Genomic DNA, 21,836 nt, shown 5'->3' on the forward strand with positions numbered 1-21,836 from the left:
AAGTCGTCCAACAGCATCGACCTGTTCATCACCGGTAACGACGGCCGCGTCTACACCTCCTGGTGGTACCAGGGCGCCGACTGGTCCGGACTGGGCGACCGCTGGCGCTCCATCGGCGGGTTCTTCCCCGCGGGTGCGCCGATCTCGGTCACCTCGCGCAGCGCGGGCAACCTGGACCTGTTCGTCGTCGGCAACGACGGCCGGGTCTACACCTCCTGGTGGTACCAGGGCGCCGACTGGTCGGGACTGAACAACACCTGGCGCAACATCGGCGGGGTCTTCCCCAAGGGCGCACCGGTCACCGCAGTCGCGAAGTCGTCCAACAGCATCGACCTGTTCATCACCGGCAACGACGGCCGCGTCTACACCTCCTGGTGGTACCAGGGCGCCGACTGGTCCGGACTGGGCGACCGCTGGCGCTCCATCGGCGGGTTCTTCCCCGCCGGACGGAAGGTGACCGCGATCTCCCGCTCGGCCAGGAACCTCGATGCCTTCATCACCGGAAACGACGGGCGCGCCTACACGTCCTGGTGGCAGGGATGACGCGGACGTTGCCGACCTGACACATAGAGCACTTCCTGCCACCCGGCCATCAATTACTGCCAGCGGAATTAAACCCCTGACCTGCGAGTTTAAGCAGTCAGAAGACAACGAGAAGCACCCAAGAAAGAAGCAAGACCATGAACAAGTTCGGATTCGCCACCCTCGCCGCCAGCGCCTTCGCCGCCGCCTTCGTCGGCCTCGCCGGCCCCGCCGCCGCCGCACCCACCGGCCCCGGCAACGCCGAACAAGCCATCGAAGAACTCCGCTCGCAGGGCTACCGCGTCAACGTCAACCGCCTCAACGACGTCGCCCTCGACGAAGCCCGCGTCGTCTCGGTCAGCCCCAATGCCAGCATCCGCCCCGACGCCATCCGCACCAACGACAAGAACACCTCCACGTTCAGCCCGACGGTCACCATCACCGTCAAGTAACACCAACACCACCGACGACGGCCCCCGGAGCAATCCGGGGGCCGTCGTCGTATGCGGCTACGCCGACTCCGGGCCCACGACGCGCAGCTTGCCGGCGATTCGCATCAGCGCCTGTTGGTCGGTGGCAGTGAGGCGGTCGAGAACGAGTTCGCGTACCGAGCGCACATGGACCGGCGCCGCATCGACCACGAGACGGTAGCCGTCGTCGGTGAGCGCCGCGATGGTGTAGCGGCCGTCGTCGGGGTCGGGGGAGCGGGTGGCCCAGCCGCGTTGCTCGAATCTCTTGACGACGTTCGACAGCCGGGACAGGGAACCGTTGGCCAGATACGCCAACTCGCTCATGCGGATTCGGCGGTTCGGGGCTTCCGAGATGTGGCTCAACGTGAGGTATTCGAAAAGCGTGAGGTCGACCTCGCGCAGCGGCGACTCGAGTTTTCCAGGCAGCAGCAGGATCACCGAGATCAGACTGGTCCAGACCTCTTTCTCCTGCGGGCTGAGCCATTGCGGGTCGTCGGTTCGCGCCACCGGTGCCTCCTGTCGATGCCGGCATGAGTTTACACGTGAAGTGAATCGCGGTATGTTCAGTTCATGGATGAAGTAAAATCAGGTACAGCGGTCGAGTTCTTCGTGACGCCGGGATACGGCGAGATGCTGCGGACAGAACGGCATTACAGCCAAGCGGTGCGGATCGGGGACAGGGTCGAGATCTCCGGACAGGGAGGCTGGGACGACGCCCTGAACTTCCCGGAATCGCTCAAGGACGAGATCGAGCGGGCCTTCGAGAACGTCGAGCGGACCCTCGCCACGGCCGGCGCCTCCTGGCGCGACGTGGTCCACCTGAACTCGTATCACGTTGCCAGTCAACCGGACTCCATCGGTGACGAGCACAACGACGTCATGATCGAGCAGCTCCGCAAATGGATGCCCGGCCACGCGCCGATCTGGACCGAGACCGGTGTCACGGCGCTGGGGGCACCCAAGATGCGCGTCGAGATCCGCGTGACCGCCATCCTCGGCCTCGAAGGCAGAAGGGCATCGACTGAGTGACACCTCGTCGCGCCCGGATGCCCTCGGCGGCGGCCGATGCTTGCGATCGCCAGGACGGATGCGCGATTCGGCCCGTCCGCCGGCGTCGCCGCCGATGCCGTGCGACCGTTGACGTGCGTCTGCCGACATGGACGAACGGGGGCTGGGCATGGCCATTCTCGAGGTGCCGGGATGCGCACTGCACTACGACGTGAGCGGCAGCGGTGAGCCGCTGGTCCTGGTCCACGGCACCGGCGCGGACGCCACCACCTGGCATCCGGTCCTCGATCTGCTCGCCGCCGATCATCAGGTGATCGCCTACGACCGCCGCGGGTACGGCCGTTCGACGCATCGGCCCGTGCGCGATTACCGCATCCACACCAATGACCTGGCCGCGCTGCTGGAGCAGGTGTGCGACCGCCCCGCTCATGTCGTGGGCTGGAGTTCCGGCGGAAACGTGGCGATGGCGCTGGCGGCCGCAGACCCGTCGCGAATGCGCAGTCTGTGCGTCATCGAACCGCCGTTCCACAGCGTGCGCCTCGGCGACAGGTCGGTGCTCGCCGCCACGACCCGGGTGAAATGGCAGCAGCTCCGCGGCCGCCGCATCGAGGCGGGCGAGGAGTTCTTCCGATCTGTCTACGCGCTGCGGTCCGGCGGTAACGCCTACGACCTCGCCGATGACCGAGTCCGAGAGGGGATGCGGCGCAACGTGGAACCGGTGTTGGTCGAGTTCGATCCCCATCCGTTCGGTGTCGCCGTCGAGCATGTCGCCGCCCGATCCGTCGCCGCCGCACCGATACCTATGACGTGGGTACTCGGTGATCAGAGCCCGGCGTGGCTCCATCGCATTCATGACCGGTTCACCCGCCACCGATCGGACCTCCACACGGTGGTGATCCCGAACGTGGGACATCTGGCGCACGATCAGGATCCTGAGGCGTTCGCCGTGGCGGTGAGACCGTGAGTTGTGAACCGTTCCAGTAGCGGTACGGGCGGAGCTGACTGCCTACGAGATGCGCTGCGGAAGCGCCACGGTGTCGCCCACAACATCGATCGCGACCTTGCCGCGGAGTGCGTAGGACCGCCTGTTCTCCAAGAGCTCATGGGCCTCACCCATTCGGGCGAGCGGAAGAGTCGCGCCGATGACCGGCTTCACGAGGCCACGCTCGACCAGCGCGGTGAGTGCGTCCAGCTTTCCCTGATTCTGTCGGGTGAAGACGAAGTGGTAAGCGGCGTTTCGGCCCCACGCCTCGATGAGGTTCTGCGGTTGCGCGATGTCGACGATGCTGACGACGCGTCCGGAGTCGGCGAGCGTCAACGGGCTTCTGGTGAGCGCGTCGCCACCGATGGTGTCGAAGACGACGTCGACCCCCTTGCCTCGCGTCACGTCGGCCACCGCATCGACGTAGTCCGTCGACGTGAAGTCGATCGCCGCATCCGCTCCGAGAGAGCGCACGAACTCATGGTCGGCAGCCTTCGCGGTGGTGATCACCCGCGCGCCGATGGCCTTCGCGATCTGGACCGCGATGGTGCCGACACCGCCCGCGCCGCCATGGATGAGGATCGTCTCGCCGAGGGTGAGCTGAGCTCGCGTCACCAGGGACTCCCAGACCGTTCCGCCGACGAGAGTCAAGCTCGCCGCCTCCAGGTGACTGATGTTCTCCGGCTTCCGGGCGACGAGCTCGACGTCGGCGACGTGCTGCTCGGCGTAGGAGCCGGGGCCGCCGAAGATCCGGGGCGTGTAGTACACCGCATCGCCGGCGCGGAACTCGGTCACGTGGGATCCGACCTCCTCGATCACGCCGGAGATGTCGTGTCCGATGATCGCAGGGAGTGGCACGCTGTCCGCGTAGTCTCCGCGACGGATCTGATAGTCGAGCGGGTTGACGGCCGTCGCATGAACGCGCACCCGTACCTGGCGGGGTCCAACCTGCGGTACGTCGACGTCGCGTAGCTCGAAAGCATCGGAGCCTCCGAAACGTTCGAGCACAACGGCTTTCATCGGATCGGTCACAACAGTGTTCCTCATCTGGTTCTGGGTGCGCGACGCGCCACTCGTGCGGCCTGGCTCCGTCCTAGCCGTTGTCGCGCCAGGTGAGCACCTCTTTGAGAGACGTCAGGTCGTAACCGTCCTTGGCGGTGAGTTCGGTCTGGAACAACGTGACTCCTGCCTCGCGGAAGGCATCGGCGCTGTCGGCGTTCACCCACAGCGTCGAGCGTTCGATGTCGGCGCCGTTGCGGCCGAAGGTCGCTGCCAGCTCGTCGACGCGGTCGCTGGACTTGCGGAAAGCGTCGAGGTCGGTGAACGCGTGCCAGATGTCGGCGTGCCGGGCAACGGCGGGCAGCGAGCGCTTGGGCCCGGTCCCGCCGATCAGGATCGGTAGCTTGCGCACCGGCGGCGGAATCAGTGCCGCGAGCCGGTTCTCGATGCGGATCAAGCTCTCGTCGAACAGGTCGAAGCGGGAGCCGAAGGTGCCGAAGTCGTAACCGTAAGTCGTGTAATCCTTTTCGTACCAGCCCGCGCCGAGGCCGAGGATGAGCCGGCCGCCGCTGATGTGGTCGACGGTGCGCGCCATGTCGGCGAGCAGATCGGCGTTGCGGTAGCCGACGCCGGTGACGAGGAGCCCGATCTCGGCATGCGAGGTGATCTCGCCCCACGATGCGAGCGCGGTCCAACCCTCGAAGTTGGCGACGTCGGGTTGCTTGTCGAAAAGGACCGGCTTGCCGTCGACGATTCCCTTCATCGCCGGGTAGTGGAAGTGGTCGTAGCCGAAGATCACGTCGGCGCCGAGGTCGTCGGCGGCCAGGACGGCGTCGCGCCATGTGCGGTAGTCGGGGGTGCCGCCCGGCTGGATCTGCACGGCGACGCGGACGGGACGGGTCATGAATGCTCCTGAGTCGGGGGAGAGGCGACTCTTGAGCCAAGTTCAGCGGGTGCGGGTTTATTCCTGACCGGCGCGTCGACGCCTACCCTCATTCCAAGATTGCCCGCGCTGCGCGTTCTGCGATCAGCATGACCGGCGCGTTGGTGTTCCCCGATGTGATGGTGGGCATCGCCGATGCATCAACCACTCGAAGGCCGGCGACGCGGTACACGCGGCAATCGGTGTCGAGCACCGTCGCGGCCGACCGCGGCCGCCCGCGCGGATCGAACGCCCCCATCGCGCAGGTGCCCACCGGATGGAAGATGGTCGTCCCCAGCTCGCGGGCCGCTTGCTCCAGGTCCTCGTCGCTCTTCAGTTGGGGGCCAGGAAGCACTTCTTCTGGGCGGTAGCGGGTCAGGGGTTGCGCCGCCATGATCTGCCGGGTCATCCGGAGGCCGAGCACGGCAATTCGACGATCGGCGTCAGTCGACAGGTAGTTGCAGGAGATCTGCGGCGAAGTCAGGGGATCTGCGCCGGCTATGCGCACATGGCCTCGCGAGGTGGGGCGCAGATTGCAGACCGACGGGGTGATCGCTCCGAAGGGATGCAGGGGCTCGCCGAACTTGGCCAAGGACAAGGGCTGCACGTGCCACTCCAAGTCAGGGCTGGCCAGTGTGGGATCGCTCTTGGCGAAAGCTCCCAGCGTGGAGGGGGGCATGGTCAGCGGTCCTGAGCGCAGCAACAGGTACTGAATTCCCATGCCCGCGCGGGTGATCCAATTGCGGTAGAGCGTGTTGACGGTCCGGGCGCCCCGCACCCGGTAGACCGTTCGCAGCTGCAGGTGGTCCTGGAGGTTCTCACCCACTCCCGGGAGATCGACGGCCACCGGCACCTGGTGTTGGGTGAGCAGCCCGGCCGGACCCAGACCCGAGGCCTGCATGAGCTGCGGCGACCCAATCGCTCCGGCGCTCAGGATCACCTCCCGGCGGGCCCGGACGTCGATGATCTGGCCGTCTTTGCGCAGCCGCACACCGGTGGCGCGGTGCTGTGCTGTCGTCCAGGCGCCGCGCCGCTGACCTTCGTGGACTTGGTCGTCCATCAGCAGGTGCAGGGCCTGGGTGTGGGTGTAGACGGTGAGATTAGGGCGGTGGGCGACGGGATGCAGGAACGAATCGGCCATCGACCAGCGACGGCCACGCCGTTGGTTGACGTGGAAGTACGCACTGCCGTCGTTGCTTCCGCGGTTGAACTCTTCGATCGGGTCGATGCCGAGTTCGGCAGCGGCGGCCTGCCAGGCGTCCAGAATCTTCCAGCGCACTCGTGGCCGTTCGACAGCGATCTCACCACCGGCGCCGTGCCACTCGTCGGCGCCGCCGAAGTAGTCTTCCAACTCCTTGTAGATCGAGAGTGTCTGGCCGGAGCCGTCCCACAGCCAGCGATCGTCATTGGTGGCCTGCGCCCACAGCTCGTAATCGGATGCCTGGCCGCGCATGTGGATCATCGCGTTGATCGACGAGCTGCCGCCGATCACCCGGCCCCGCGCGTAGTGGATGCTGCGGCCGGCCAGTCCCGGGTCGGCCTCGGTCGCGAAGCACCAGTCGGTGCGGGGGTTGGCGATGGTGTACAGGTAGCCCACCGGCACCTTGATCCAGAACCAGTTGTCCTCACCGCCGGCCTCGATCAAGAGCACACGGTGATCGGGGTTGGCGCTGAGCCGGTTGGCGAGCAGACATCCCGCACTGCCCGCCCCCACGATGACGAAGTCGAACTCGGCGACGGGGCTCAACTCCGGCGCGGTCAGTCTTTGTCCTGTTCGCGACGGCGCGCGGCCTCAATCACCTCGGGCGAGGCTGGTTTCTGCAACCAGGCCCGTATCCGCAACAAGCCACCGGCGACGGTGCCGACGGCAAGGACTGCAATGAGGATCCAGAGCGCAGTGGACATACAGCCAGTGTCCTCTAACGCCCAAACCGTTCGGGCCGATATCCGTGACAGGGGGAGCGGCGTTGGGCCGCTTGTCTCGTTCTCTCGAGACGAGACAACGCATTCGCGTGGGCGGCCCGCCCAAAAATCGGGTGATCGTCAACGGGTCATTGTGTGAGGATGCTGCGATGCCCAGCACGACGATCGAGGTTCGGCGGCCATATCCCGCCGATGAAGAGGTCGCGATCATCGATGCGGTTCACGATGCGTTGGTGGCGGCGTTCGAGATTCCGCCCGGAGACAAGCACGTCCGGCTGGTCAGTCATGAGCCACACCGGTTCGCGCATTCACCGAGTTTGGCTCATCCGGAGCTGTACACATTCGTGGCGATCGACTGTTTCGCTGGACGCTCGGTGCAGGCCAAGCGGAACTTGTATCGAGAGATCGTGGACCGCCTGGGCGCCCTGGGAATACCACCCGATCACGTGACCATCGTCGTGCGGGAGAGCGCTGTCGAGAACTGGGGCGTTCGCGGCGGCCAGGCCGCCTGCGACGTCGACTTGGGTTTCGACATCAACGTGTAGCTCGATCGCACGGCGGAAGGGCCGGCCAGGCCATCGACTGGCACCTCGGGCTCAGCAGTTCACTGAAACGGCTCGGGCGTGAAGGTGACGTCGACACCGCCCACGGTCATCGTCACCTCATCTTCCATCACCATCACCTGCGCCGAGACCCGTCGATCGAGGCTCTGGGCCAGTTGCTGCACCGGCCCGTGCGGTATCTGCAACACCGACAGGTTCGACAGCTTCGCCACTTTCGGTCCCACGGTGCGCCACCAGGTGGCCACGCCGGCGGCGAACGGGAACAGCAGCACCTGGTCAGCCTGGCTGGCCGCCTTGCCCAAGACGCGTTCATCGGGCTGGCCAACGTTGATCCACTCCAGGATCCGGCCCGTGTAGTCCGCAAGCCGTAAGTCCGGTACGCCGGGGGTGGACAGGCCCGCCCCGAACGCCAACTCACCGTCGACGTCGCTGAGACGGTGTGCGCGCAGCCCGAACGCCAACAACCGCACCACCATCCGCTCATCGGTCTCACTGGGATGACGGGCTACGGTCAGCGTGTGATCGGCGTAGTAACCGTGATCGACATCGGAGACGCCGAGTTCGACTTTGAACACTGTTGCAGAAAGAGCCACGTCATAGTGTCCACCCTGGTGGTGTTCCCCGAGCGGTCAGGCCGCTTCCAGTGGCTACGGGCATTCCGCTACGGCACGGTCGCGTAGATTCCTTGTGAACAGTCCGAGCATTCGACGAAGGCCATCATGTCCGAGGATCACAACACAGACGTTCCACCGAATCACCTCTCCATCGATCCGCGCAGCGCCTTCTACAGCGAAGAGGTGCTTCGCCGCGATGTCGGTATTCGGTTCAACGGCGCCGAGAAGACCAATGTTCACGAATACAACGTGGCCGAGGGTTGGGTGCGTGTGGAAGTCCCTACCGCGAAGGACCGCCGCGGAAATCCCATGGTCGTCAAGCTCAGTGGCACGGTTAAACCTTATTTCCGCGGAGCGGAATAGCCGGCCTGCGTGCTCACGCGGCGCGACGGTCCCGTCTTCTTGGGATCGGTAGACGTACTTCCCGGGTGTACTCGCCGGGACGACGCGAATCGACGTTGCGCAACAAGCGAAGGGATATCGACATGCAGACCAAACGGATACTGGCCGGGGCGCTGACGTCGGTCAGTCTCGCGGCGGCCGGCCTGAGCCTGGCCACGGGCACCGCTGCGGCCGACCCGCCGGGCGCACACACATGGTGCCCGGGCACGTCGTTGGCTTCTCCGCCGGGACCGGGTATCAGCCCCGGCGCCTGGGACATGAATGTGTGCCACACGTGGTACCGCGTCGCGCCAGGGACGGGCAATGTGCCATATCGATCTTTGGACGGCACTTTCCGCCTCGAACACAGCAATCTCTGGGACGGGCCGAACCCACCGGCGGGCTCGGTCCGCGTCGAGTGCGGCCGGGACTTGTTCACCGGCATGCCCATTCCGTGTTAGCCGGCCACTGACCAGATTGAACTCGTTGCCGTGAGGGTGGGGGTGTGGAAGACCTCGGACGGCCCGGCGCACGAACTGACATAATGTGGCTTATCGGCAAAACGCTGAGCTGCGGGGCTGGGCTGTCCCAGGCTGTGTGCGCATGCGCACCCGTCAACACATGTTGACGCACGCAGCAGGTTCATGTGGCTACAAAATTGCGTGTGCCGCCCTGCCGCTCATGCTCGCGCTGCGCCGCCATTGCCCGTGACGCCCAAGGCCCGCGAAGCCTGATGCCGTCGCCATACGCGACGACAATGTGCGCTGCAGGCGGCCGGCCTCGCGTCGCCCCCCACCCAGCCCCAGCGACCTGCAATCGTCACTGTGACGAAATGCCAAGTGCGGCAATCATGCCGGCTTGCCGCAGAGTTCCTCCGCCGCCATCGGATCGATGACGCTCATCATCAGCTCCTCGTGCTGCGGGCAGACGTGTTGAACGGCAGTCATCAACACCAGCGCCCCGTCCATATCGTCGAGCCGTCCGTCGTCCAGGCCGGCCATCCCGGCGAAGACTCCGTCTTCGGTGGGATCGGCGTTGATGGCGTCGCACAGTTGCTGTGCAGACGACTCGATGACCGGCATGGGTGTCGCCGGATTGGCGTGCGCCACGGTCGAGCCCGCAAGAATGGCCACGGCGCCGATGGCTGCGGTGCAGGCGATCGAAATCTGGTTCATGGCGCTTCCCTTCCTCGCTTCCGGGTGTTGTCACCCAGGACTCGATCGTTGCGCCGATCGGGTTCGCGGCTGCGAGTACTACGCCACTCGACTTCGGAGACTCGTGCCCCGTGGACTACCCGCGACGACTGCTCAGCCCCGCAGGTCGGCGAATGAATTCTTGATGCCGCCGTCGAGGACGATCTGCACCGCCGCCACCGTGATCATCACCGCGGCGGTCACCAGATGCACCACCGCGTCGGTGACGTTGTTCGGGAAGGTGAAGACGTAGGCGACCTGCTGGGAGAAGAACGCCCAGATTCCGGGCAGCGCACCGGCCACCGCCGCGGCGAGCAGGTACAGCACCGACCACGATTTGCGCATCGCGAACACCAGTCCGGGTCCGAACAGCGCAACGCCGGCGAGCGCGTGCCAGCCGTTGTAGTCCATCCCCAGAATCTGCACGGTCGGCGCGTCCGGTCCGGTCGCGAAGCTGGGTTCGGCAATGAATCCGACGACCGCCTGAATCAGGTGCACGACACAGATGACCAGCAATCCGACCTGAGCGAAACTCCACCGCATGGCGCGCCTCCCTGACCCTCGCGTCGAATACTACGCTTCGTAGTAGTCGATGCCAATGGTTCTGGCGAGATCACACGCGTCAGTTGGGTGAGACGATCCCGTGGTCGTAGGCGTAGACGATCGCCGCCGCCCGGTCCCGCAGACCGAGTTTCAGGAAGATGCGGCCGATGTGACTCTTCACCGTCACACCGGAGATGAACAGCTCGTCGGCGATCTCACCGTTCGACCGACCTCGGGCGATCAACGTCAGGACATCCAGTTCTCGGGACGTCAGCTCTGCGGCGACAGGTTCGGGCGACGACTGTGCCGCACCGCGATACACGTTGAGCACCCGCGAGGTCACCGCGGGATCGAGGTAGCTGTCGCCCCGGGCAACGGCGCGCACGGCGTGGATCAGCTCCTCGGCCGACGAGTCCTTCAGGACGAAACCCGCTGCGCCGGCCCGCAACACGCCGGACAGCAGGTCGTCGTCGTTGAACGTCGTCAGCGCGAGCACCGGCGGTCCGCCTCCGCGGGCGAGCAACCGGGTGGCCTCGATTCCGTCGACCCGCTTCATCCGTAGATCCATCACCACGACATCGGGCCTGTGCTGCTCGACCGCTTCGAGGACTTCGTCGCCGTCCGAGCATTCGGCGACGACCACGATGCCGTCCTTGCGACGAAGGATGCGCCGCAAGCCCGAACGCACCAATTCCTGGTCGTCGACCAGTAGCGCGGCGATCTCGGCCGTCTCGTGGCTCACAGCGGACAGTGTCTCGGCAGTCGGCCGGTGTTCCCGTCGGCCAGCGGGATGTCGGCACGCACCGACCATTCACCTCCGGACGGTCCGGCGTCGATCTGTCCACCCAGCAGTTCGACGCGCTGGCGCATGCCCTGCATGCCGCGGCCCTCCCCCGGGCAACCGACGCCGACGGTGACGGGGATGTCGTTGGTGACGGTCAGCACCGCGTGATGGGCGGTGATGGTGAGCGCGACGTGACACCGGGCGTCCACGGCATGTTTGGCGACGTTCGCCAGCGACTCCTGGGTGATCCGGTACAGCGCCAGGCCGACGGCGGCGGTCACCCGGTCCAGCGGACCGTCGACGACGAGGTCCACCTGCACGCCGGCGCGGGCGAAATCGTCGACCAGCCCGCAGATGTCGGCGACACCGGGCTCAGGCGCCATCTTCACCGTGGCAGCGTCGAGCAACCCGACGGTGCGGCGGATGTCGGCCATCGCCTGGCGTCCGAGCTGCTCGGCCTGCTCGAGCGCCTCGACGGCATCGTCGACGTCACGGTCCTCCTGGAGTCCGCGGCGTGCGCCGGTGACGTGCAGCAGGGTGATGGAAAGCGAATGGGCGATCACGTCGTGCACCTCGCGGGCGATGCGGCGGCGTTCCTCACCGGCGGCCATCTCGCCGAGTCGGGCCTGTGCCTGCTGCTGCTGGATCAGCAGCTGGCTCTGACCGTTCATCAGATACCCCACCAGCCAACCGATCCCGATGAAACTCAGGTAGAGCGGCAGCGAGTCGACGCGACCGACCGCGGACGCCACCAGCAGCAGGACCGCCGCTGCCGACGCCGCAAGGAATCCGCCCGTCATCGCGGTCAATGCGCCCACCACGCCCACCATCAGACCCAGCAGCAGCGGCGCGAAGTCGTCGGCGACCGGGCCCGAAGTGGCGAACAGGAGTATTCCGGTGGCCGCCGTCCATGCCACGCACAGCGCGAATCCCTCGTACTTGGGGCCGAACGTGAAGAAAAACAACCACGGCGTGAGCGACACCAGGAGCGCGACGACGGCGATCGGCAGATCGGACAGCGGGCGCTGCAGCGCCGCGACGAGGCCGACGCCCAGCATCGTGGCGTCGACGGCCATCACGAACCGCCACGTGTAACCGAGCGGAATCATCTCGGCCCCGCGGCGGAGGCATCTCCGCAGGTAGTAGCGCTCTGCCTGACGCGGCATCGTGCCATCGTAGAACTGTCGACCGCGGGCGTACATCATCCCGTGGTCGGCATCTGTCGTCCTACCACGGTCGCAACGGCAATCGACCCGCAGCACGACGCGTACGCCCGTACCAGTTCGTAGCGTCGAGCCATGACATGGTCACAGTTGCACGAACGCATGGCCTTCATGGCTGATCTCATCGAACAAGCCACTTCCGACCCGGAAGGCGCACTCGACCTGGATGAGCGGGCCGCCGATGTGCGACGCCTCTTCGGCGACGAGGAAGGGCTGCTGCTGTCGCTTCGGCACCGCTGGATGACCATGCTGGCCGCCCGGCTCGACCAAGCCGTGCATGACGACATCCCGGCCGAGCAGGCCCACGCCGAACTGGCGGCGGGCCACCCCGGCCTGCGTGCACTGCTCGACGCCGCGGCCAGGCGCTCGGTCCGGATGCGCGGCCTGCAACGCGGCGAGCAGCGGATCATCGCCATCCACTCGAGCCCGGAGGCGAACCGCCGGACCGTCGCCTGACCGCGCCTCACCGCCGGACGCCGCGCACCGCCCACACACCGCGTCGCCCCTGCCCGTGCTGCGTGAGCCCGACGTCGGCGAATCCTGCGGCCCGGCACTGTGAGGCGAAGGACTTCGCCTGCTCACCGGTCCAACCGTGACTGGCCAGCCCGGTGGCGTCGCGCTCGGTCCGGCGCTCGATGGCCAGCAACCGGCCTCCCGGTTCGAGGACGCGGTGCGCCTCGGCGAGCCCGGCATGGACGTCCTTCCAGTGGTGCACCGTAGCCAAGGACCACAGCACCGTCGCCGAGGCATCCGGCGCCGGGACCCGCTCGGCACTCCCCTGCGCCCAGTCGACCGTTCGACCGCCCCGGGTGACGAGCCGGGCCACGCGCAGCATCACCGGCGCCGGGTCGACACCCGTCGCGCGGGCTCCACGGCGAGCGGCGGCGCGCACAGCAACCCCTGCGCCGCAACCGATGTCGATCACGCGATCTGCGCCCGACACCTCGGCGAGCTCGACGGCGAGGCGGGCGTTGGGGCGCCCGACCAGCAGCAGGACGATCGCGAACAACAGCCCGCCCGGGCCGGCGAAGCCCGGATGGTCTGCGTGATGGTTGACGGCGGTGATCTCGGCCATCGCTGACTCCTTCGACTCCGGCGGCGGTCTTCGAAAAACCTTGCCGGTTCAAGCCGGGTTGAAGTCAAATGCGGGGATGGAACTGATTCCGATCGGTGACGCGGCCGTGCGGCTCGGAATGCGGACGTCCGCACTGCGCTACTACGACGAGCGCGGACTGGTGTCGCCGCACGCGCGCAGGGGCGGACGCCGCATGTACGGGCCCGAAGAGATGCGGCGGTTGGCGTTCCTCAAACTCGCCCACGGACTGGGACTGCCACTGGACACCGCCGCCGCGGTGCTGGACGCACCGAGTTCGCAGTGGCGCCAGACCGTCCGCGATCAGATCGACACCCTCGACCGCGTCATCGCCCAGGCGAAGGGCGCCCAGGTGTTCCTCACCCATGCGCTGCACTGTCCGGCCGACCATCCCGCGCGGGAGTGCCCGACGATGGTCGGCACGCTCGACCGCCTGGTCGACGGCCTCAGCGTGGAGCAGCTGGCCGCCGAGCAGATGGGTGCTCACCCCGCCGGAGAGGCGTGACCGCGTGCGGTCCGCGTCCACGGCCACGTCATCAACGCCCACACCAGGAACACGGCGGCCAGGCCCACGACGACATAGAGCGGCCACGGGCCGAGGACGTCGAGCAGGCTGTCGGTGCTCGGCTTGCCGTTCAGGAAGCCGTAATTGCTGCCCGTCAGCTCGTTGAACGCGAACGTGATCACCACCCACGCCGACGTCACCACCACGGCGATGCGATAGCTGCGCCAATTCGGGCGAAGGCCGCGGCCCCAGGTGAGATAGACGGCTCCCCACACGACGACCAGGTGGATGAACCAGAACCCCAGGTACTGGTAGTGCGGGAAGTCGGGCCCGCGCAGGGCCGGCGAGATCAGCGCCTGCATGCTCAGCACCAGACCCCAGTAGTAGACCAGCGCATACGCCCAATGTCGCTGCGACCACCACGCATACGCCGACACCACGGTGGCGAGATCGGTGAGGTGAAGGGGAACCGACCGGTCGAGACTGGGCGGGAACATCGAATAGACAACCGCCACAGCGTAGATCGCCGCCGTCGTTGCTCCGACGATGCGGCCGAACCGCCGGGACTGCGCCGGCGTCTGACGGCGGCCGAGCCACACCAGCGCCACTGCGCCTGCGACGAACAGCGCGATCGCCGCCCAGTGCGACGCCCCGTACGCGGTGAACTCGCGGTATGCGCTCGGCACATGGGCACGTTAGCGCGGTTAGTCCGGGACCGGTTTGGGCACCCACTTCTCGGTGTGACGCGAGCCACACGTCTTCCAGCTGCCGTCAGGAGAGCGCCATGACCGCCGGGGAACGGGCCAACAGGACAGACGTCGACAAGGCGCTGATGGGCGGCGCCACGTATCGCAGCCTGGGTGAACAGCGCCTCTCGCCAGGTGAGGAGCGGTTCGAGAAGGGCCGCCGCACCGTCGGTCTCTTCCTCGCACCGGCCGTCGCGATCGCCTTCCTCGCACTGCCCATCGACATCCCGCCGCAACAACAGACCTTGGCCGGCGTGCTGCTCGGCGTGATCGTGCTCTGGGTGAGCGAGGCGGTGCCCATCCCCATCGGCGGCCTGCTCGGCGTCGCAGTGGTGGTCTTCATGGGTGTGGCACCGGCCGACGACGTGCTGGGCCCCTTCGGATCCTCGACGGTGTTCACCTTCATCGGCGCCTTCATCCTCGCCCAGGCGATGCTCAAACATGGTCTCGCCCGGCGGTTCGCGTTCCGCATCCTGGCACTGCCCCGCGTCGGGCAGTCCACCACCGGGGTCATCATCGCGTTCGGCGCGATCACCGCGCTGCTGTCGGCATTCGTCTCCAACACCGCCACCGTCGCCATGTTGCTGCCCACGGCGATCGGCATCCTCGGCGTCGTGGCGAAGCTGCTGCAGGTCCAGGGCAAGGTCCCGGACGACTTCGACCCGCTGCGGCTGAAGGTCGGCGCCGCCATCATGCTCATGCTCGCGTACGCGGCGAGTGTCGGCGGTCTGCTGACGCCGGTGGGCAGCCCGCCCAACCTGATCGGCCGCGGACTCATCGAGGAGGCCACCGGTGAGCGGATCAGCTTCGGCCAGTGGATGGTGATGGCAGCGCCGATCTGCCTGCTGATGTTCGTGGTGCTCGCGTTCGTGCTGATCAAGCTGAACAAGCCGGAGATCAAGCACATCGAGGGTGTCACCGAGTACGTCGACGAACAGCGTGCGGAGATGGGCAAGCTGTCCCGGGCGGAGAAGAACACCCTCATCGCCTTCGGCATCACGGTCTCGCTGTGGATCTTCCCCGGCGTGATCGCGCTCATCTTCGGCAACGACTCCGACATCTACACCGCGGTCAGCGACCGGCTCGACGAGGGCACCGTAGCGGTGTTCGGCGCGGCGCTGCTGTTCCTGCTGCCCACCGACTGGCGGGAACGGGAATTCACGCTGCGGTGGAGTGACGCCGCGCAGATCGACTGGGGCACCATCGTGCTGTTCGGCACGGGCATCATCTTCGGGTCGCTGCTCGCCGACACCGGCTTGGCCGAGACGATCGGCACCTCGGTGGCCGACTCCCTCGGGTTGTCCAGCATCCTGCCGATCACGATCTTCGCTGTGCTGCTGGCGATCGTGGTGTCGGAGACGACGAGCAACACCGCATCGGCCGCCGTCGTGGTGCCGATCATCATCCCGGTGGCGGTGGCCGCGGGGGTGAACCCGTTCGTCCCGGCCCTGGCAGCCACGTTTGCCGCGTCATTCGGCTTCATGCTCCCGGTGTCCACACCGCAGAATGCGATCGTCTACGGGTCCGGGGCGGTGCCGATCACGACGATGATCCGCTCCGGTATCACCTTCGACGTCGCAGGCGCGATCCTCATCATCGTGTTCCTGCCGCTGTTGGTCGCAATGCTGGGACTCGGGTCGTGACCGCCCAGAAGATCGCGGTGATCCCGGGTGACGGGATCGGCGGTGAGGTGATCGAGTCGGCGCGCGCGGTGCTCGACGCGGTGTGCGGCAAGCACTCGATTTCGCTGTCCTACACCGATTTCGACTGGTCGTGCGAACGCTACGCCAACGAGGGCGCGATGATGCCCGCCGACGGGATCGACACCTTGGGCGGATTCGACGCCATCCTGCTCGGCGCCGTCGGCTGGCCGGGCGTCCCCGACCACATCTCGCTGTGGGGCCTGCTCATCCCCATCCGGCGGGCCTTCCGTCAGTACGTGAACCTGCGGCCGATCCGGGTGTTCGACGGCGTGCGGAGTCCGCTGCGCGACGCCGACGGGGTGGACTTCGTCGTGGTCCGCGAGAACGTCGAGGGCGAGTACAGCGAGATCGGCGGGCGGATGAACCGTGGCTTCCCCGACGAGATGGCGGTCCAGGAGTCGGTGTTCACTCGGGTCGGTATCAGCCGGATCGCCGATTACGCACTGGAACTCGCCGCAACCCGGCGCAAACACGTCACCTCGGCGACGAAGTCGAACGGCATCGTGCACACGCTGCCCTTCTGGGACGAGGTCGTCGCCGAACGCAGCGCCCGCCATCCCGACATCGAAGTCGTCAGCGAGCACATCGACGCGCTGGCGGCGAAATTCGTCCTGCACCCGCAACGCTTCGACGTGGTGGTGGGGTCGAACCTGTTCGGAGACATCCTGTCCGACCTTGCTGCCGCGGTGGCCGGGTCGATCGGTATCGCGCCGTCGGCGAATCTCGATCCGACCAAGCAGTACCCGTCGATGTTCGAACCGGTACACGGGTCGGCGCCCGACATCGCCGGGCAGGGAGTGGCCAACCCCATCGGCGCGGTCTGGTCGGCCGCGATGATGCTCGACCACCTCGGTCACCCGGCGGCCGCCGCGGACATCGTCACCGCGATGACCGCGACCCTGGCCGAATCGCACACCCGCACCGGCGACCTCGGCGGCACCGCCTCCACCCGCGAGGTGACCGAGGCACTCGTGGACGCTCTGCGCTGAGGCCCGGAACGGCGCGACGGCAGCCTAATCGGACGCGGACTCCGCGTCGTCCTCTTCTTCGGCTTCCTCCTCGGCGACCTGCTTCCCGGCGTCCTCGGTGTCACGCCGCCGCTCCCGCAGCACGAACGCGGCCACCGCGAGGGCCAGCACCACGCCTGCAAGCACCCCGATCTCGACGACGGCGCGGGCGAAAACCGGGCCCTGGTCGAGTAGTTTCGCCGCCTCCACGGACAGCACGACGATCTCCTTGATGCCGGCGAGGATGCCGACGATCAGAAAGGGTTCGGCGACGATCTCGTGGGACCGCAGACACGACCGCACCGCGTAGAGCAGTTCGACGAAGATGAAGATCAGCAGCAGCCCGTCGAGCACCTCGAGCATGACCGTCGAGGCAGCCGAGTTGCGCAGTCGCAGCATGGTGTTGAACTGGGCGACCAGCAGGGCGCCCGACCCGATCACCAGAACGACGGCGATCGCCCAGTAGATGGCGTCTTCCATGACGCCGAGGGCACGGTCGGCGAACCGCTGCCGATCGTCTTCCTTCTCCTCGTTCTTGGCGTCCTTGGCGTCTTTGACTTCTCGCGTCGGCTTCGCCATCAGCGGTTCAGCCACCAGATGGTGCTGGACAACGCAGTGGCGAAGGCACACCACAGCGGGTAGGGCGCCAGCACCGCCGCGCCGGGTCCGCGCGCCTCGATCGCACGCCGGGTCAGGTCGGCGCTGCTCGCCGTCAGCGCCGCCGCGGCCACCGCTGACGTCCCGAGCCGGTGCTGGTTGAAGAACAGCCACGTCCAGCCGCCGTTGAGGACGAGATTCGCCGCCAGCGCGACGCGGTAGGCGCGCGCCTTCTCGGGCGCGGTGTCGTCGAGCTCGTCGAGGGTCGCTGCGGACACCGCCGCGATGTCGGCGTAGAGAATGGGCCAGACGATCGGAAAGGCTTGGCGCGGCGGCTGAAAGCTCGGCTTCTTCAGCTTCGCATACCACGCCGACGCGGCCGGCCGACTCGCCAGACCGCCCACTGCCGCGGTGGCGAAGACTGCTCCGGCCGTCTTGGCCAGGGTGGCTGCCCGCATGGGGACCCCTTTCGTCGGATGAGCGATACCCGAATCGCGGCTTCGCGAATCTCCGCCGCTCGCAGAGTCAGACGACCTCGGGACCGCGCACGCGGCGCCGCGTGGCCATCCGGTAGCCGCCGTAGAGGACCGCCGCCACCGCGAAGTTGACGAAGTAGGCGATGTCGGCCCCGTGCCACGCGCGGGCCACAAAGCCCTCGATGAGCGTGGTGTGCATGAACGGCATCGCGGCGAGGTAGGCGATCACGAACGCGGCCAGCGCCACCGCCGCATCCCGCGGGTCGGTGTGCTCGGCAGCGGGATCCACGGTGTCGCGGCCGGCGCTGCGCAGCCGCCAGTCGATGACGACGACGGCGACGAACGCCGGGATCCAGTAACTCACCAGAAGCAGTACGTCGGTGAACCTCGTCGCGGTGTCGGCGGCGTGCAGCCACAGGATGAGCAGGAACGCCAGCGCCGTGATGATGACCGCCGACACGGGCCTGCGCACCCGGACGCCGACCGTCTGCAGGGCCAGCGAGCCGCTGTAGTCGTTCATCACCCCGGACCCCACCGAGGCCAGCGCGATGACCACCAGCGCCAGGCCGCCGACCACGCCGCCGCCCATCACCGACCGCACACCTTCTGCGGTCTGGTCGGCGAGCAGGTCGGCGGCGGCGATGCCGATCGCCTGAACGAAGATGTACGCCAACACTATTCCGGCGAACGTGTATCCGAAGACCTTGGCGCGCCGCGAGGTCGCGGGCAGGTAGCGGCTGAAGTCGGCGGCGTAGCTGGCCCACGAGATGGCGAGGCTGAACGCGATCGTCACCTCCAGGACGAACGCACCCACCAGGTCGGGGCCCGCCACGGTGGCGGCGGTGATCACGTCGTGGCTGCTGACGACCTTGATGCCGAACACCAGGAAGGTGGCGAACAGGACGACGGTCAGCACGGCCTGCAGCCGGTGGATCAGCTCGTAGCCGAAGAACCCCACCACGCCCTGCACGCCCAGCACGATCAGCACCGCGGCCCAGAACGGGATGCCGAGCAGCGCCGCGAGCGCTTCGCCGCCGAACAGTCCCACCAACGCGTCCCACGCGATCGACGAACCCCACTGCAGCACTCCCGGCAGCACCACCCCACCGCCGAACGCCATCCGGGAATGTGGCAGCTGACCGGTCCCGGTGCGCGGTCCCCACGTCGAAAGGTAGGCCACCACAAGCGAACCCAGAACGGTGCCGATCACCATCGCCAGCATGCCGAGCCAGAAGCCGAGGCCGAGCACGATGGCCAGCGTGCCGGTGAACACCCCGCTCATCGTGACCTGGGGCGCGAACCACACCGTGAACAACCGGGCCGGCTTGCCGTACCGCTGGTCGGTGGGGATGGGCGCGATGCCGTGGGTCTCCACGGACATGTCCCCCACCCCCGAGGGTCGGTGACCTGTGAAGGTCGCCGCGGTCAGCGCATTCGACGTCGGGCCAGAAGTCATGGGTTCATTCGACCACGGTCGGTCGCTCCCGCCCCGGCCACCTCGACGCCGTGCGCGGTCACCGCGGAGGCTAGCGTCATCGGAACGGACAACGAAGGCGAGCTAACGATCGGAGTGGGTGTGGTCGGAACCGACGCGAACCGGTCGACGCCTGCGTTCCCGCCGGTGCGGCGGCCCGGCCTGCTGGTCGCCGGGTTGAGCGTCGTGGTGCTCACCGTCGCGGTGCTGCAGACCGCGGTGGTGCCGGTGCTGGGCATCATCGCCACCCAGCTCGCCGTGTCCGGTGTCGCCGTCAGCTGGGCGGTCACCGCCAACCTCCTCGCGGCCATCGCCCTGACACCGCTGATCGGCCGGCTCGCCGATCTGTACAGCAAGAAGCGCGTCCTGCTCGCGGTCCTGGCCGTGGTGCTCGTCGGCAGTGTCCTGGCGGCGGTCACGTCGTCGCTCGCCATGCTGATCGTCGGACGCGTCCTGCAGGGCGCGTCGTACGCGCTCTACCCGATCGGGGTGGCGGTGCTGCGTGAGGAGCTGCCGCGCGAACGACTGGTGGGCGCGATGACGGTGATGTCGGGAACGCTGGGATTCGGTGGCGGGGCCGGCCTGGTGGTCACCGGCCTGTTGATGGCCGACGGCGCCGGCTACCAGAAGGTGTTCTGGCTGACCACTGCCTTCACCGTCGTGGTGATCGGCGTGGTGCTGGCGGTGGTGCCGTCCCGCCCGCGGTCGACGTCCGGGACCGTCGACTGGCTCGGGGCGGCCGGACTGGCCGCGGGCCTCTCGGCGTTGCTGCTCGCCGTCACCCAGGGCAACATCTGGGGGTGGGCGTCGCCGCGCACGATCGGCACGGCGGTGACGGGTGTCCTGGTGCTGGTCGCCTGGTGGTGGTGGGAGCGGCGCGCTGCACGGCCGCTGGTGTCGACCCGGATGCTCACCCGCAGGCCGATCCTGCTCACCAACCTCGCCACGGTGTTCGTCGGGATGGGGCTGTACTTCGCGTTCCTCGGGCTGACGCAGTTCGTGCAGACTCCGAGCGCGGCGGGGTACGGCTTCGGGGCCGATGTGCTCGAGGCGAGCGTGGTGTACCTGCTCCCGGGCGCGGTGACGGGTTTCGCGGTCGCACTGGTCAGCGGGCGGTTCATCGAGCGGTTCGGCGCCCGCCGGGTGCTGGTGGCGGCCGCGCTCGCCGGCATCGCCGGGTTCGTCATGCTGGCGGTCGCCCACGGCCGTCCCTGGCAGGTGATCGTGGCAGGCATCCTGGCGAACGCTTACATCAGTCTCGGCTACGGCGCGCTGCCCGCGCTCATCGTCGGCGACGTCGACGCGGGTGAGACCGGGGTGGCCACCGGAATGAACGCCATCGCCCGCACCATCGGCAGTTCGACGGCGGCCGCGGTGGTCGCGGTGCTGCTGTCGCACACCCAGCCCGGCACCGGGCTACCGGTGGAGGCCGGCTTCGTGACGATCTTCTGGGCGGGCGCGGTGACCGCCGCGCTGGCGATGGTGCTCATCGCGCTGTCGCGCTCCCGTGAGCGCGGGGTGGAGTCCGACGAAGCCCGCTACGAGACGCGGGCTATGAACCACGAGTGGGGTTAGCGCAACGCGGCGAGGTTCGACACCGACTTCTGCACGTCGGACTCGATCACCTTCGCGACGAGATTGCCGACCCGGGTGTTCAACAGGCCGCCGGACAGGTCGGCGATCACCCGGAACTTCGTGCCGTCGCCCTTCTCCTCGACGTGCAGCGACAGCGCGATGCAGACCGAAGGCCTGCCGGTGCCGACGAGCTCGATGTCCTTGGGCTCGTCGTACCGCGTCACCCGCCAGTGGATGGTGTTGCGGAAACCCTTGATCTTGATCAGGGACGACACGCAGGTGCCGACCTCGATCTCGTCGGGCACGTCGCTGCGCCAGCCGGCGAAGATCGTCAGCCACTCGTCGAAGCGGCGCAGGTTCGACGCCAGCTCCCATGCCTTCTCCGGGCTCAGATCCGAGGTAACCGCAACGTCAACCGATGCCATGCCACCTCACTACCCGATCACGCGCTGAAGGTAAACGGTTTCGGGTTCCGAAGCGCAGCGACCCGCGGCCCGACATTTGCGCGGAATCTCTCGGCGTCACACGGTCTG

Annotated in this window: 28 protein-coding genes; 12 read left to right on the forward strand and 16 right to left on the reverse strand. The window is 67.4% G+C overall.

All coding sequences use genetic code 11. The features are described 5' to 3' along the window. Both AB0K11_RS19830 and AB0K11_RS19835 read left to right on the forward strand, forming a co-directional pair. The coding region (locus AB0K11_RS19830; RefSeq protein WP_364980581.1) for a hypothetical protein at window positions 1-543 on the forward strand (543 nt) is incomplete at its 5' end. Between the two features lie 137 nt (window positions 544-680). Beyond that, a complete protein-coding gene (locus tag AB0K11_RS19835) occupies window positions 681-974 on the forward strand; it encodes a hypothetical protein (protein WP_364980584.1) in 294 nt (97 codons plus the stop codon). Window positions 975-1,031: 57 nt separating this feature from the next. Here the strand turns inward: AB0K11_RS19835 and AB0K11_RS19840 are convergent, their stop codons facing one another. Continuing rightward, the gene (locus tag AB0K11_RS19840) at window positions 1,032-1,499 is read right to left on the reverse strand and encodes a MarR family transcriptional regulator (RefSeq protein WP_364980587.1); all 468 of its coding nucleotides are present in this window, start codon (window positions 1,497-1,499) and stop codon (window positions 1,032-1,034) included. 63 nt (window positions 1,500-1,562) lie between these two features. Here AB0K11_RS19840 and AB0K11_RS19845 point away from each other — a divergent pair, with 63 nt between their 5' ends. Further along, complete coding sequence (locus tag AB0K11_RS19845) at window positions 1,563-2,021, forward strand: RidA family protein (RefSeq protein ID WP_364980591.1); 459 nt, start codon at window positions 1,563-1,565, stop codon at window positions 2,019-2,021. 127 nt (window positions 2,022-2,148) lie between these two features. Next, window positions 2,149-2,964, forward strand: coding sequence for an alpha/beta hydrolase (locus tag AB0K11_RS19850; RefSeq protein WP_364980594.1), 816 nt, complete (start codon window positions 2,149-2,151; stop codon window positions 2,962-2,964). Window positions 2,965-3,006: 42 nt separating this feature from the next. Here AB0K11_RS19850 and AB0K11_RS19855 read toward each other — a convergent pair whose 3' ends face one another. The 4 genes from AB0K11_RS19855 to AB0K11_RS19870 all read right to left on the reverse strand — a co-directional run bounded on the left by AB0K11_RS19855 (window position 3,007) and on the right by AB0K11_RS19870 (window position 6,808). Next, window positions 3,007-4,029 carry a zinc-dependent alcohol dehydrogenase family protein gene (locus AB0K11_RS19855; RefSeq protein WP_364980597.1) on the reverse strand — a complete coding sequence of 341 codons (1,023 nt, stop codon included), beginning with the start codon at window positions 4,027-4,029 and terminating at the stop codon, window positions 3,007-3,009. A 46-nt stretch (window positions 4,030-4,075) separates the two neighbouring features. After that, window positions 4,076-4,885: an LLM class F420-dependent oxidoreductase gene (locus tag AB0K11_RS19860; protein WP_364980600.1), complete on the reverse strand. Its 810-nt coding sequence runs from the start codon at window positions 4,883-4,885 to the stop codon at window positions 4,076-4,078. Between the two features lie 88 nt (window positions 4,886-4,973). Next, a complete protein-coding gene (locus AB0K11_RS19865) occupies window positions 4,974-6,650 on the reverse strand; it encodes a GMC family oxidoreductase N-terminal domain-containing protein (protein ID WP_364980603.1) in 1,677 nt (558 codons plus the stop codon). A gap of 11 nt (window positions 6,651-6,661) precedes the next feature. Next, complete coding sequence (locus tag AB0K11_RS19870; RefSeq protein ID WP_364980606.1) at window positions 6,662-6,808, reverse strand: hypothetical protein; 147 nt, start codon at window positions 6,806-6,808, stop codon at window positions 6,662-6,664. 167 nt (window positions 6,809-6,975) lie between these two features. Here AB0K11_RS19870 and AB0K11_RS19875 point away from each other — a divergent pair, with 167 nt between their 5' ends. Further along, entirely contained in the window at window positions 6,976-7,371 is a 396-nt protein-coding gene (locus tag AB0K11_RS19875; RefSeq protein WP_364980609.1) for a tautomerase family protein, read from the forward strand. 59 nt (window positions 7,372-7,430) lie between these two features. Here AB0K11_RS19875 and AB0K11_RS19880 read toward each other — a convergent pair whose 3' ends face one another. Beyond that, complete coding sequence (locus tag AB0K11_RS19880; RefSeq protein WP_364980612.1) at window positions 7,431-7,982, reverse strand: YaeQ family protein; 552 nt, start codon at window positions 7,980-7,982, stop codon at window positions 7,431-7,433. Between AB0K11_RS19880 and AB0K11_RS19885 the strand changes: the two genes are divergently transcribed. Beyond that, window positions 7,908-8,069, forward strand: a complete 162-nt coding sequence (locus tag AB0K11_RS19885; RefSeq protein WP_364981912.1) for a hypothetical protein — start codon at window positions 7,908-7,910, stop codon at window positions 8,067-8,069. The genes AB0K11_RS19880 and AB0K11_RS19885 overlap by 75 nt on opposite strands. 39 nt (window positions 8,070-8,108) lie before the next feature. Next, window positions 8,109-8,366, forward strand: a complete 258-nt coding sequence (locus AB0K11_RS19890; RefSeq protein ID WP_364980615.1) for a DUF3297 family protein — start codon at window positions 8,109-8,111, stop codon at window positions 8,364-8,366. 866 nt (window positions 8,367-9,232) lie between these two features. On the opposite strand, the gene AB0K11_RS19895 is transcribed toward AB0K11_RS19890, so the two are convergent. From AB0K11_RS19895 to AB0K11_RS19910, 4 genes are all read right to left on the reverse strand, one after another. Further along, the gene (locus tag AB0K11_RS19895; RefSeq protein ID WP_364980618.1) at window positions 9,233-9,559 is read right to left on the reverse strand and encodes a hypothetical protein; all 327 of its coding nucleotides are present in this window, start codon (window positions 9,557-9,559) and stop codon (window positions 9,233-9,235) included. Between the two features lie 132 nt (window positions 9,560-9,691). After that, entirely contained in the window at window positions 9,692-10,120 is a 429-nt protein-coding gene (locus tag AB0K11_RS19900) for a DUF4383 domain-containing protein (protein ID WP_364980621.1), read from the reverse strand. A gap of 79 nt (window positions 10,121-10,199) precedes the next feature. Further along, window positions 10,200-10,862: a response regulator transcription factor gene (locus AB0K11_RS19905; RefSeq protein WP_364980624.1), complete on the reverse strand. Its 663-nt coding sequence runs from the start codon at window positions 10,860-10,862 to the stop codon at window positions 10,200-10,202. Beyond that, window positions 10,859-12,070 carry a histidine kinase gene (locus AB0K11_RS19910; protein ID WP_364980627.1) on the reverse strand — a complete coding sequence of 404 codons (1,212 nt, stop codon included), beginning with the start codon at window positions 12,068-12,070 and terminating at the stop codon, window positions 10,859-10,861. The genes AB0K11_RS19905 and AB0K11_RS19910 overlap by 4 nt, the downstream gene beginning before the upstream one ends. 132 nt (window positions 12,071-12,202) lie before the next feature. Here AB0K11_RS19910 and AB0K11_RS19915 point away from each other — a divergent pair, with 132 nt between their 5' ends. Further along, window positions 12,203-12,583, forward strand: coding sequence for a hypothetical protein (locus tag AB0K11_RS19915; protein WP_364980630.1), 381 nt, complete (start codon window positions 12,203-12,205; stop codon window positions 12,581-12,583). A 7-nt stretch (window positions 12,584-12,590) separates the two neighbouring features. Here the strand turns inward: AB0K11_RS19915 and AB0K11_RS19920 are convergent, their stop codons facing one another. Continuing rightward, window positions 12,591-13,202 carry a methyltransferase domain-containing protein gene (locus AB0K11_RS19920; protein ID WP_364980633.1) on the reverse strand — a complete coding sequence of 204 codons (612 nt, stop codon included), beginning with the start codon at window positions 13,200-13,202 and terminating at the stop codon, window positions 12,591-12,593. A gap of 76 nt (window positions 13,203-13,278) precedes the next feature. Here AB0K11_RS19920 and AB0K11_RS19925 point away from each other — a divergent pair, with 76 nt between their 5' ends. Further along, window positions 13,279-13,725, forward strand: a complete 447-nt coding sequence (locus AB0K11_RS19925; protein WP_364980636.1) for a MerR family transcriptional regulator — start codon at window positions 13,279-13,281, stop codon at window positions 13,723-13,725. Here AB0K11_RS19925 and AB0K11_RS19930 read toward each other — a convergent pair. Further along, window positions 13,704-14,411, reverse strand: coding sequence for a TIGR02206 family membrane protein (locus AB0K11_RS19930; protein ID WP_364980639.1), 708 nt, complete (start codon window positions 14,409-14,411; stop codon window positions 13,704-13,706). The genes AB0K11_RS19925 and AB0K11_RS19930 overlap by 22 nt on opposite strands. Before the next feature lie 98 nt (window positions 14,412-14,509). Between AB0K11_RS19930 and AB0K11_RS19935 the strand changes: the two genes are divergently transcribed. Together AB0K11_RS19935 and AB0K11_RS19940 are read left to right on the forward strand one after the other, a co-directional pair. Continuing rightward, on the forward strand, window positions 14,510-16,114 hold the full coding sequence (locus tag AB0K11_RS19935; RefSeq protein ID WP_364980643.1) for a DASS family sodium-coupled anion symporter: 1,605 nt from the start codon (window positions 14,510-14,512) through the stop codon (window positions 16,112-16,114). Beyond that, complete coding sequence (locus tag AB0K11_RS19940) at window positions 16,111-17,163, forward strand: tartrate dehydrogenase (RefSeq protein ID WP_364980646.1); 1,053 nt, start codon at window positions 16,111-16,113, stop codon at window positions 17,161-17,163. The genes AB0K11_RS19935 and AB0K11_RS19940 overlap by 4 nt, the downstream gene beginning before the upstream one ends. A 24-nt stretch (window positions 17,164-17,187) precedes the next feature. Here AB0K11_RS19940 and AB0K11_RS19945 read toward each other — a convergent pair whose 3' ends face one another. The 3 genes from AB0K11_RS19945 to AB0K11_RS19955 all read right to left on the reverse strand — a co-directional run bounded on the left by AB0K11_RS19945 (window position 17,188) and on the right by AB0K11_RS19955 (window position 19,710). Continuing rightward, window positions 17,188-17,775, reverse strand: a complete 588-nt coding sequence (locus AB0K11_RS19945) for a phosphate-starvation-inducible PsiE family protein (protein WP_364980649.1) — start codon at window positions 17,773-17,775, stop codon at window positions 17,188-17,190. Next, complete coding sequence (locus tag AB0K11_RS19950; RefSeq protein ID WP_364980652.1) at window positions 17,760-18,236, reverse strand: TspO/MBR family protein; 477 nt, start codon at window positions 18,234-18,236, stop codon at window positions 17,760-17,762. The genes AB0K11_RS19945 and AB0K11_RS19950 overlap by 16 nt, the downstream gene beginning before the upstream one ends. A 67-nt stretch (window positions 18,237-18,303) precedes the next feature. Next, window positions 18,304-19,710, reverse strand: coding sequence for a cytosine permease (locus tag AB0K11_RS19955; protein WP_364980655.1), 1,407 nt, complete (start codon window positions 19,708-19,710; stop codon window positions 18,304-18,306). Window positions 19,711-19,830: 120 nt separating this feature from the next. On the opposite strand from AB0K11_RS19955, the gene AB0K11_RS19960 reads away from it, so the two are divergent. Next, complete coding sequence (locus AB0K11_RS19960) at window positions 19,831-21,303, forward strand: MFS transporter (RefSeq protein WP_364980658.1); 1,473 nt, start codon at window positions 19,831-19,833, stop codon at window positions 21,301-21,303. Here AB0K11_RS19960 and AB0K11_RS19965 read toward each other — a convergent pair. Further along, the gene (locus AB0K11_RS19965) at window positions 21,300-21,728 is read right to left on the reverse strand and encodes an SRPBCC family protein (protein WP_364980661.1); all 429 of its coding nucleotides are present in this window, start codon (window positions 21,726-21,728) and stop codon (window positions 21,300-21,302) included. The two genes, AB0K11_RS19960 and AB0K11_RS19965, sit on opposite strands and share 4 nt — an antisense overlap. Window positions 21,729-21,836: the final 108 nt, after the last annotated feature.

The organism is Mycobacterium sp. NPDC050551 (assembly GCF_040674075.1).
Classification (GTDB): domain Bacteria; phylum Actinomycetota; class Actinomycetes; order Mycobacteriales; family Mycobacteriaceae; genus Mycobacterium.

Bases quoted from the DNA above. Each gene is read 5' to 3' on its own strand.
- AB0K11_RS19835 (WP_364980584.1), top strand. From the start codon at position 681: ATGAACAAGTTCGGATTCGCCACCCTCGCCGCCAGCGCCTTCGCCGCC.
- AB0K11_RS19845 (WP_364980591.1), top strand. From the start codon at position 1,563: ATGGATGAAGTAAAATCAGGTACAGCGGTCGAGTTCTTCGTGACGCCG.
- AB0K11_RS19850 (WP_364980594.1), top strand. From the start codon at position 2,149: ATGGACGAACGGGGGCTGGGCATGGCCATTCTCGAGGTGCCGGGATGC.
- AB0K11_RS19855 (WP_364980597.1), bottom strand. From the start codon at position 4,029: ATGAGGAACACTGTTGTGACCGATCCGATGAAAGCCGTTGTGCTCGAA.
- AB0K11_RS19860 (WP_364980600.1), bottom strand. From the start codon at position 4,885: ATGACCCGTCCCGTCCGCGTCGCCGTGCAGATCCAGCCGGGCGGCACC.
- AB0K11_RS19870 (WP_364980606.1), bottom strand. From the start codon at position 6,808: ATGTCCACTGCGCTCTGGATCCTCATTGCAGTCCTTGCCGTCGGCACC.
- AB0K11_RS19875 (WP_364980609.1), top strand. From the start codon at position 6,976: ATGCCCAGCACGACGATCGAGGTTCGGCGGCCATATCCCGCCGATGAA.
- AB0K11_RS19890 (WP_364980615.1), top strand. From the start codon at position 8,109: ATGTCCGAGGATCACAACACAGACGTTCCACCGAATCACCTCTCCATC.
- AB0K11_RS19895 (WP_364980618.1), bottom strand. From the start codon at position 9,559: ATGAACCAGATTTCGATCGCCTGCACCGCAGCCATCGGCGCCGTGGCC.
- AB0K11_RS19900 (WP_364980621.1), bottom strand. From the start codon at position 10,120: ATGCGGTGGAGTTTCGCTCAGGTCGGATTGCTGGTCATCTGTGTCGTG.
- AB0K11_RS19910 (WP_364980627.1), bottom strand. From the start codon at position 12,070: ATGCCGCGTCAGGCAGAGCGCTACTACCTGCGGAGATGCCTCCGCCGC.
- AB0K11_RS19915 (WP_364980630.1), top strand. From the start codon at position 12,203: ATGACATGGTCACAGTTGCACGAACGCATGGCCTTCATGGCTGATCTC.
- AB0K11_RS19920 (WP_364980633.1), bottom strand. From the start codon at position 13,202: ATGGCCGAGATCACCGCCGTCAACCATCACGCAGACCATCCGGGCTTC.
- AB0K11_RS19925 (WP_364980636.1), top strand. From the start codon at position 13,279: ATGGAACTGATTCCGATCGGTGACGCGGCCGTGCGGCTCGGAATGCGG.
- AB0K11_RS19935 (WP_364980643.1), top strand. From the start codon at position 14,510: ATGACCGCCGGGGAACGGGCCAACAGGACAGACGTCGACAAGGCGCTG.
- AB0K11_RS19950 (WP_364980652.1), bottom strand. From the start codon at position 18,236: ATGCGGGCAGCCACCCTGGCCAAGACGGCCGGAGCAGTCTTCGCCACC.
- AB0K11_RS19955 (WP_364980655.1), bottom strand. From the start codon at position 19,710: ATGACTTCTGGCCCGACGTCGAATGCGCTGACCGCGGCGACCTTCACA.
- AB0K11_RS19965 (WP_364980661.1), bottom strand. From the start codon at position 21,728: ATGGCATCGGTTGACGTTGCGGTTACCTCGGATCTGAGCCCGGAGAAG.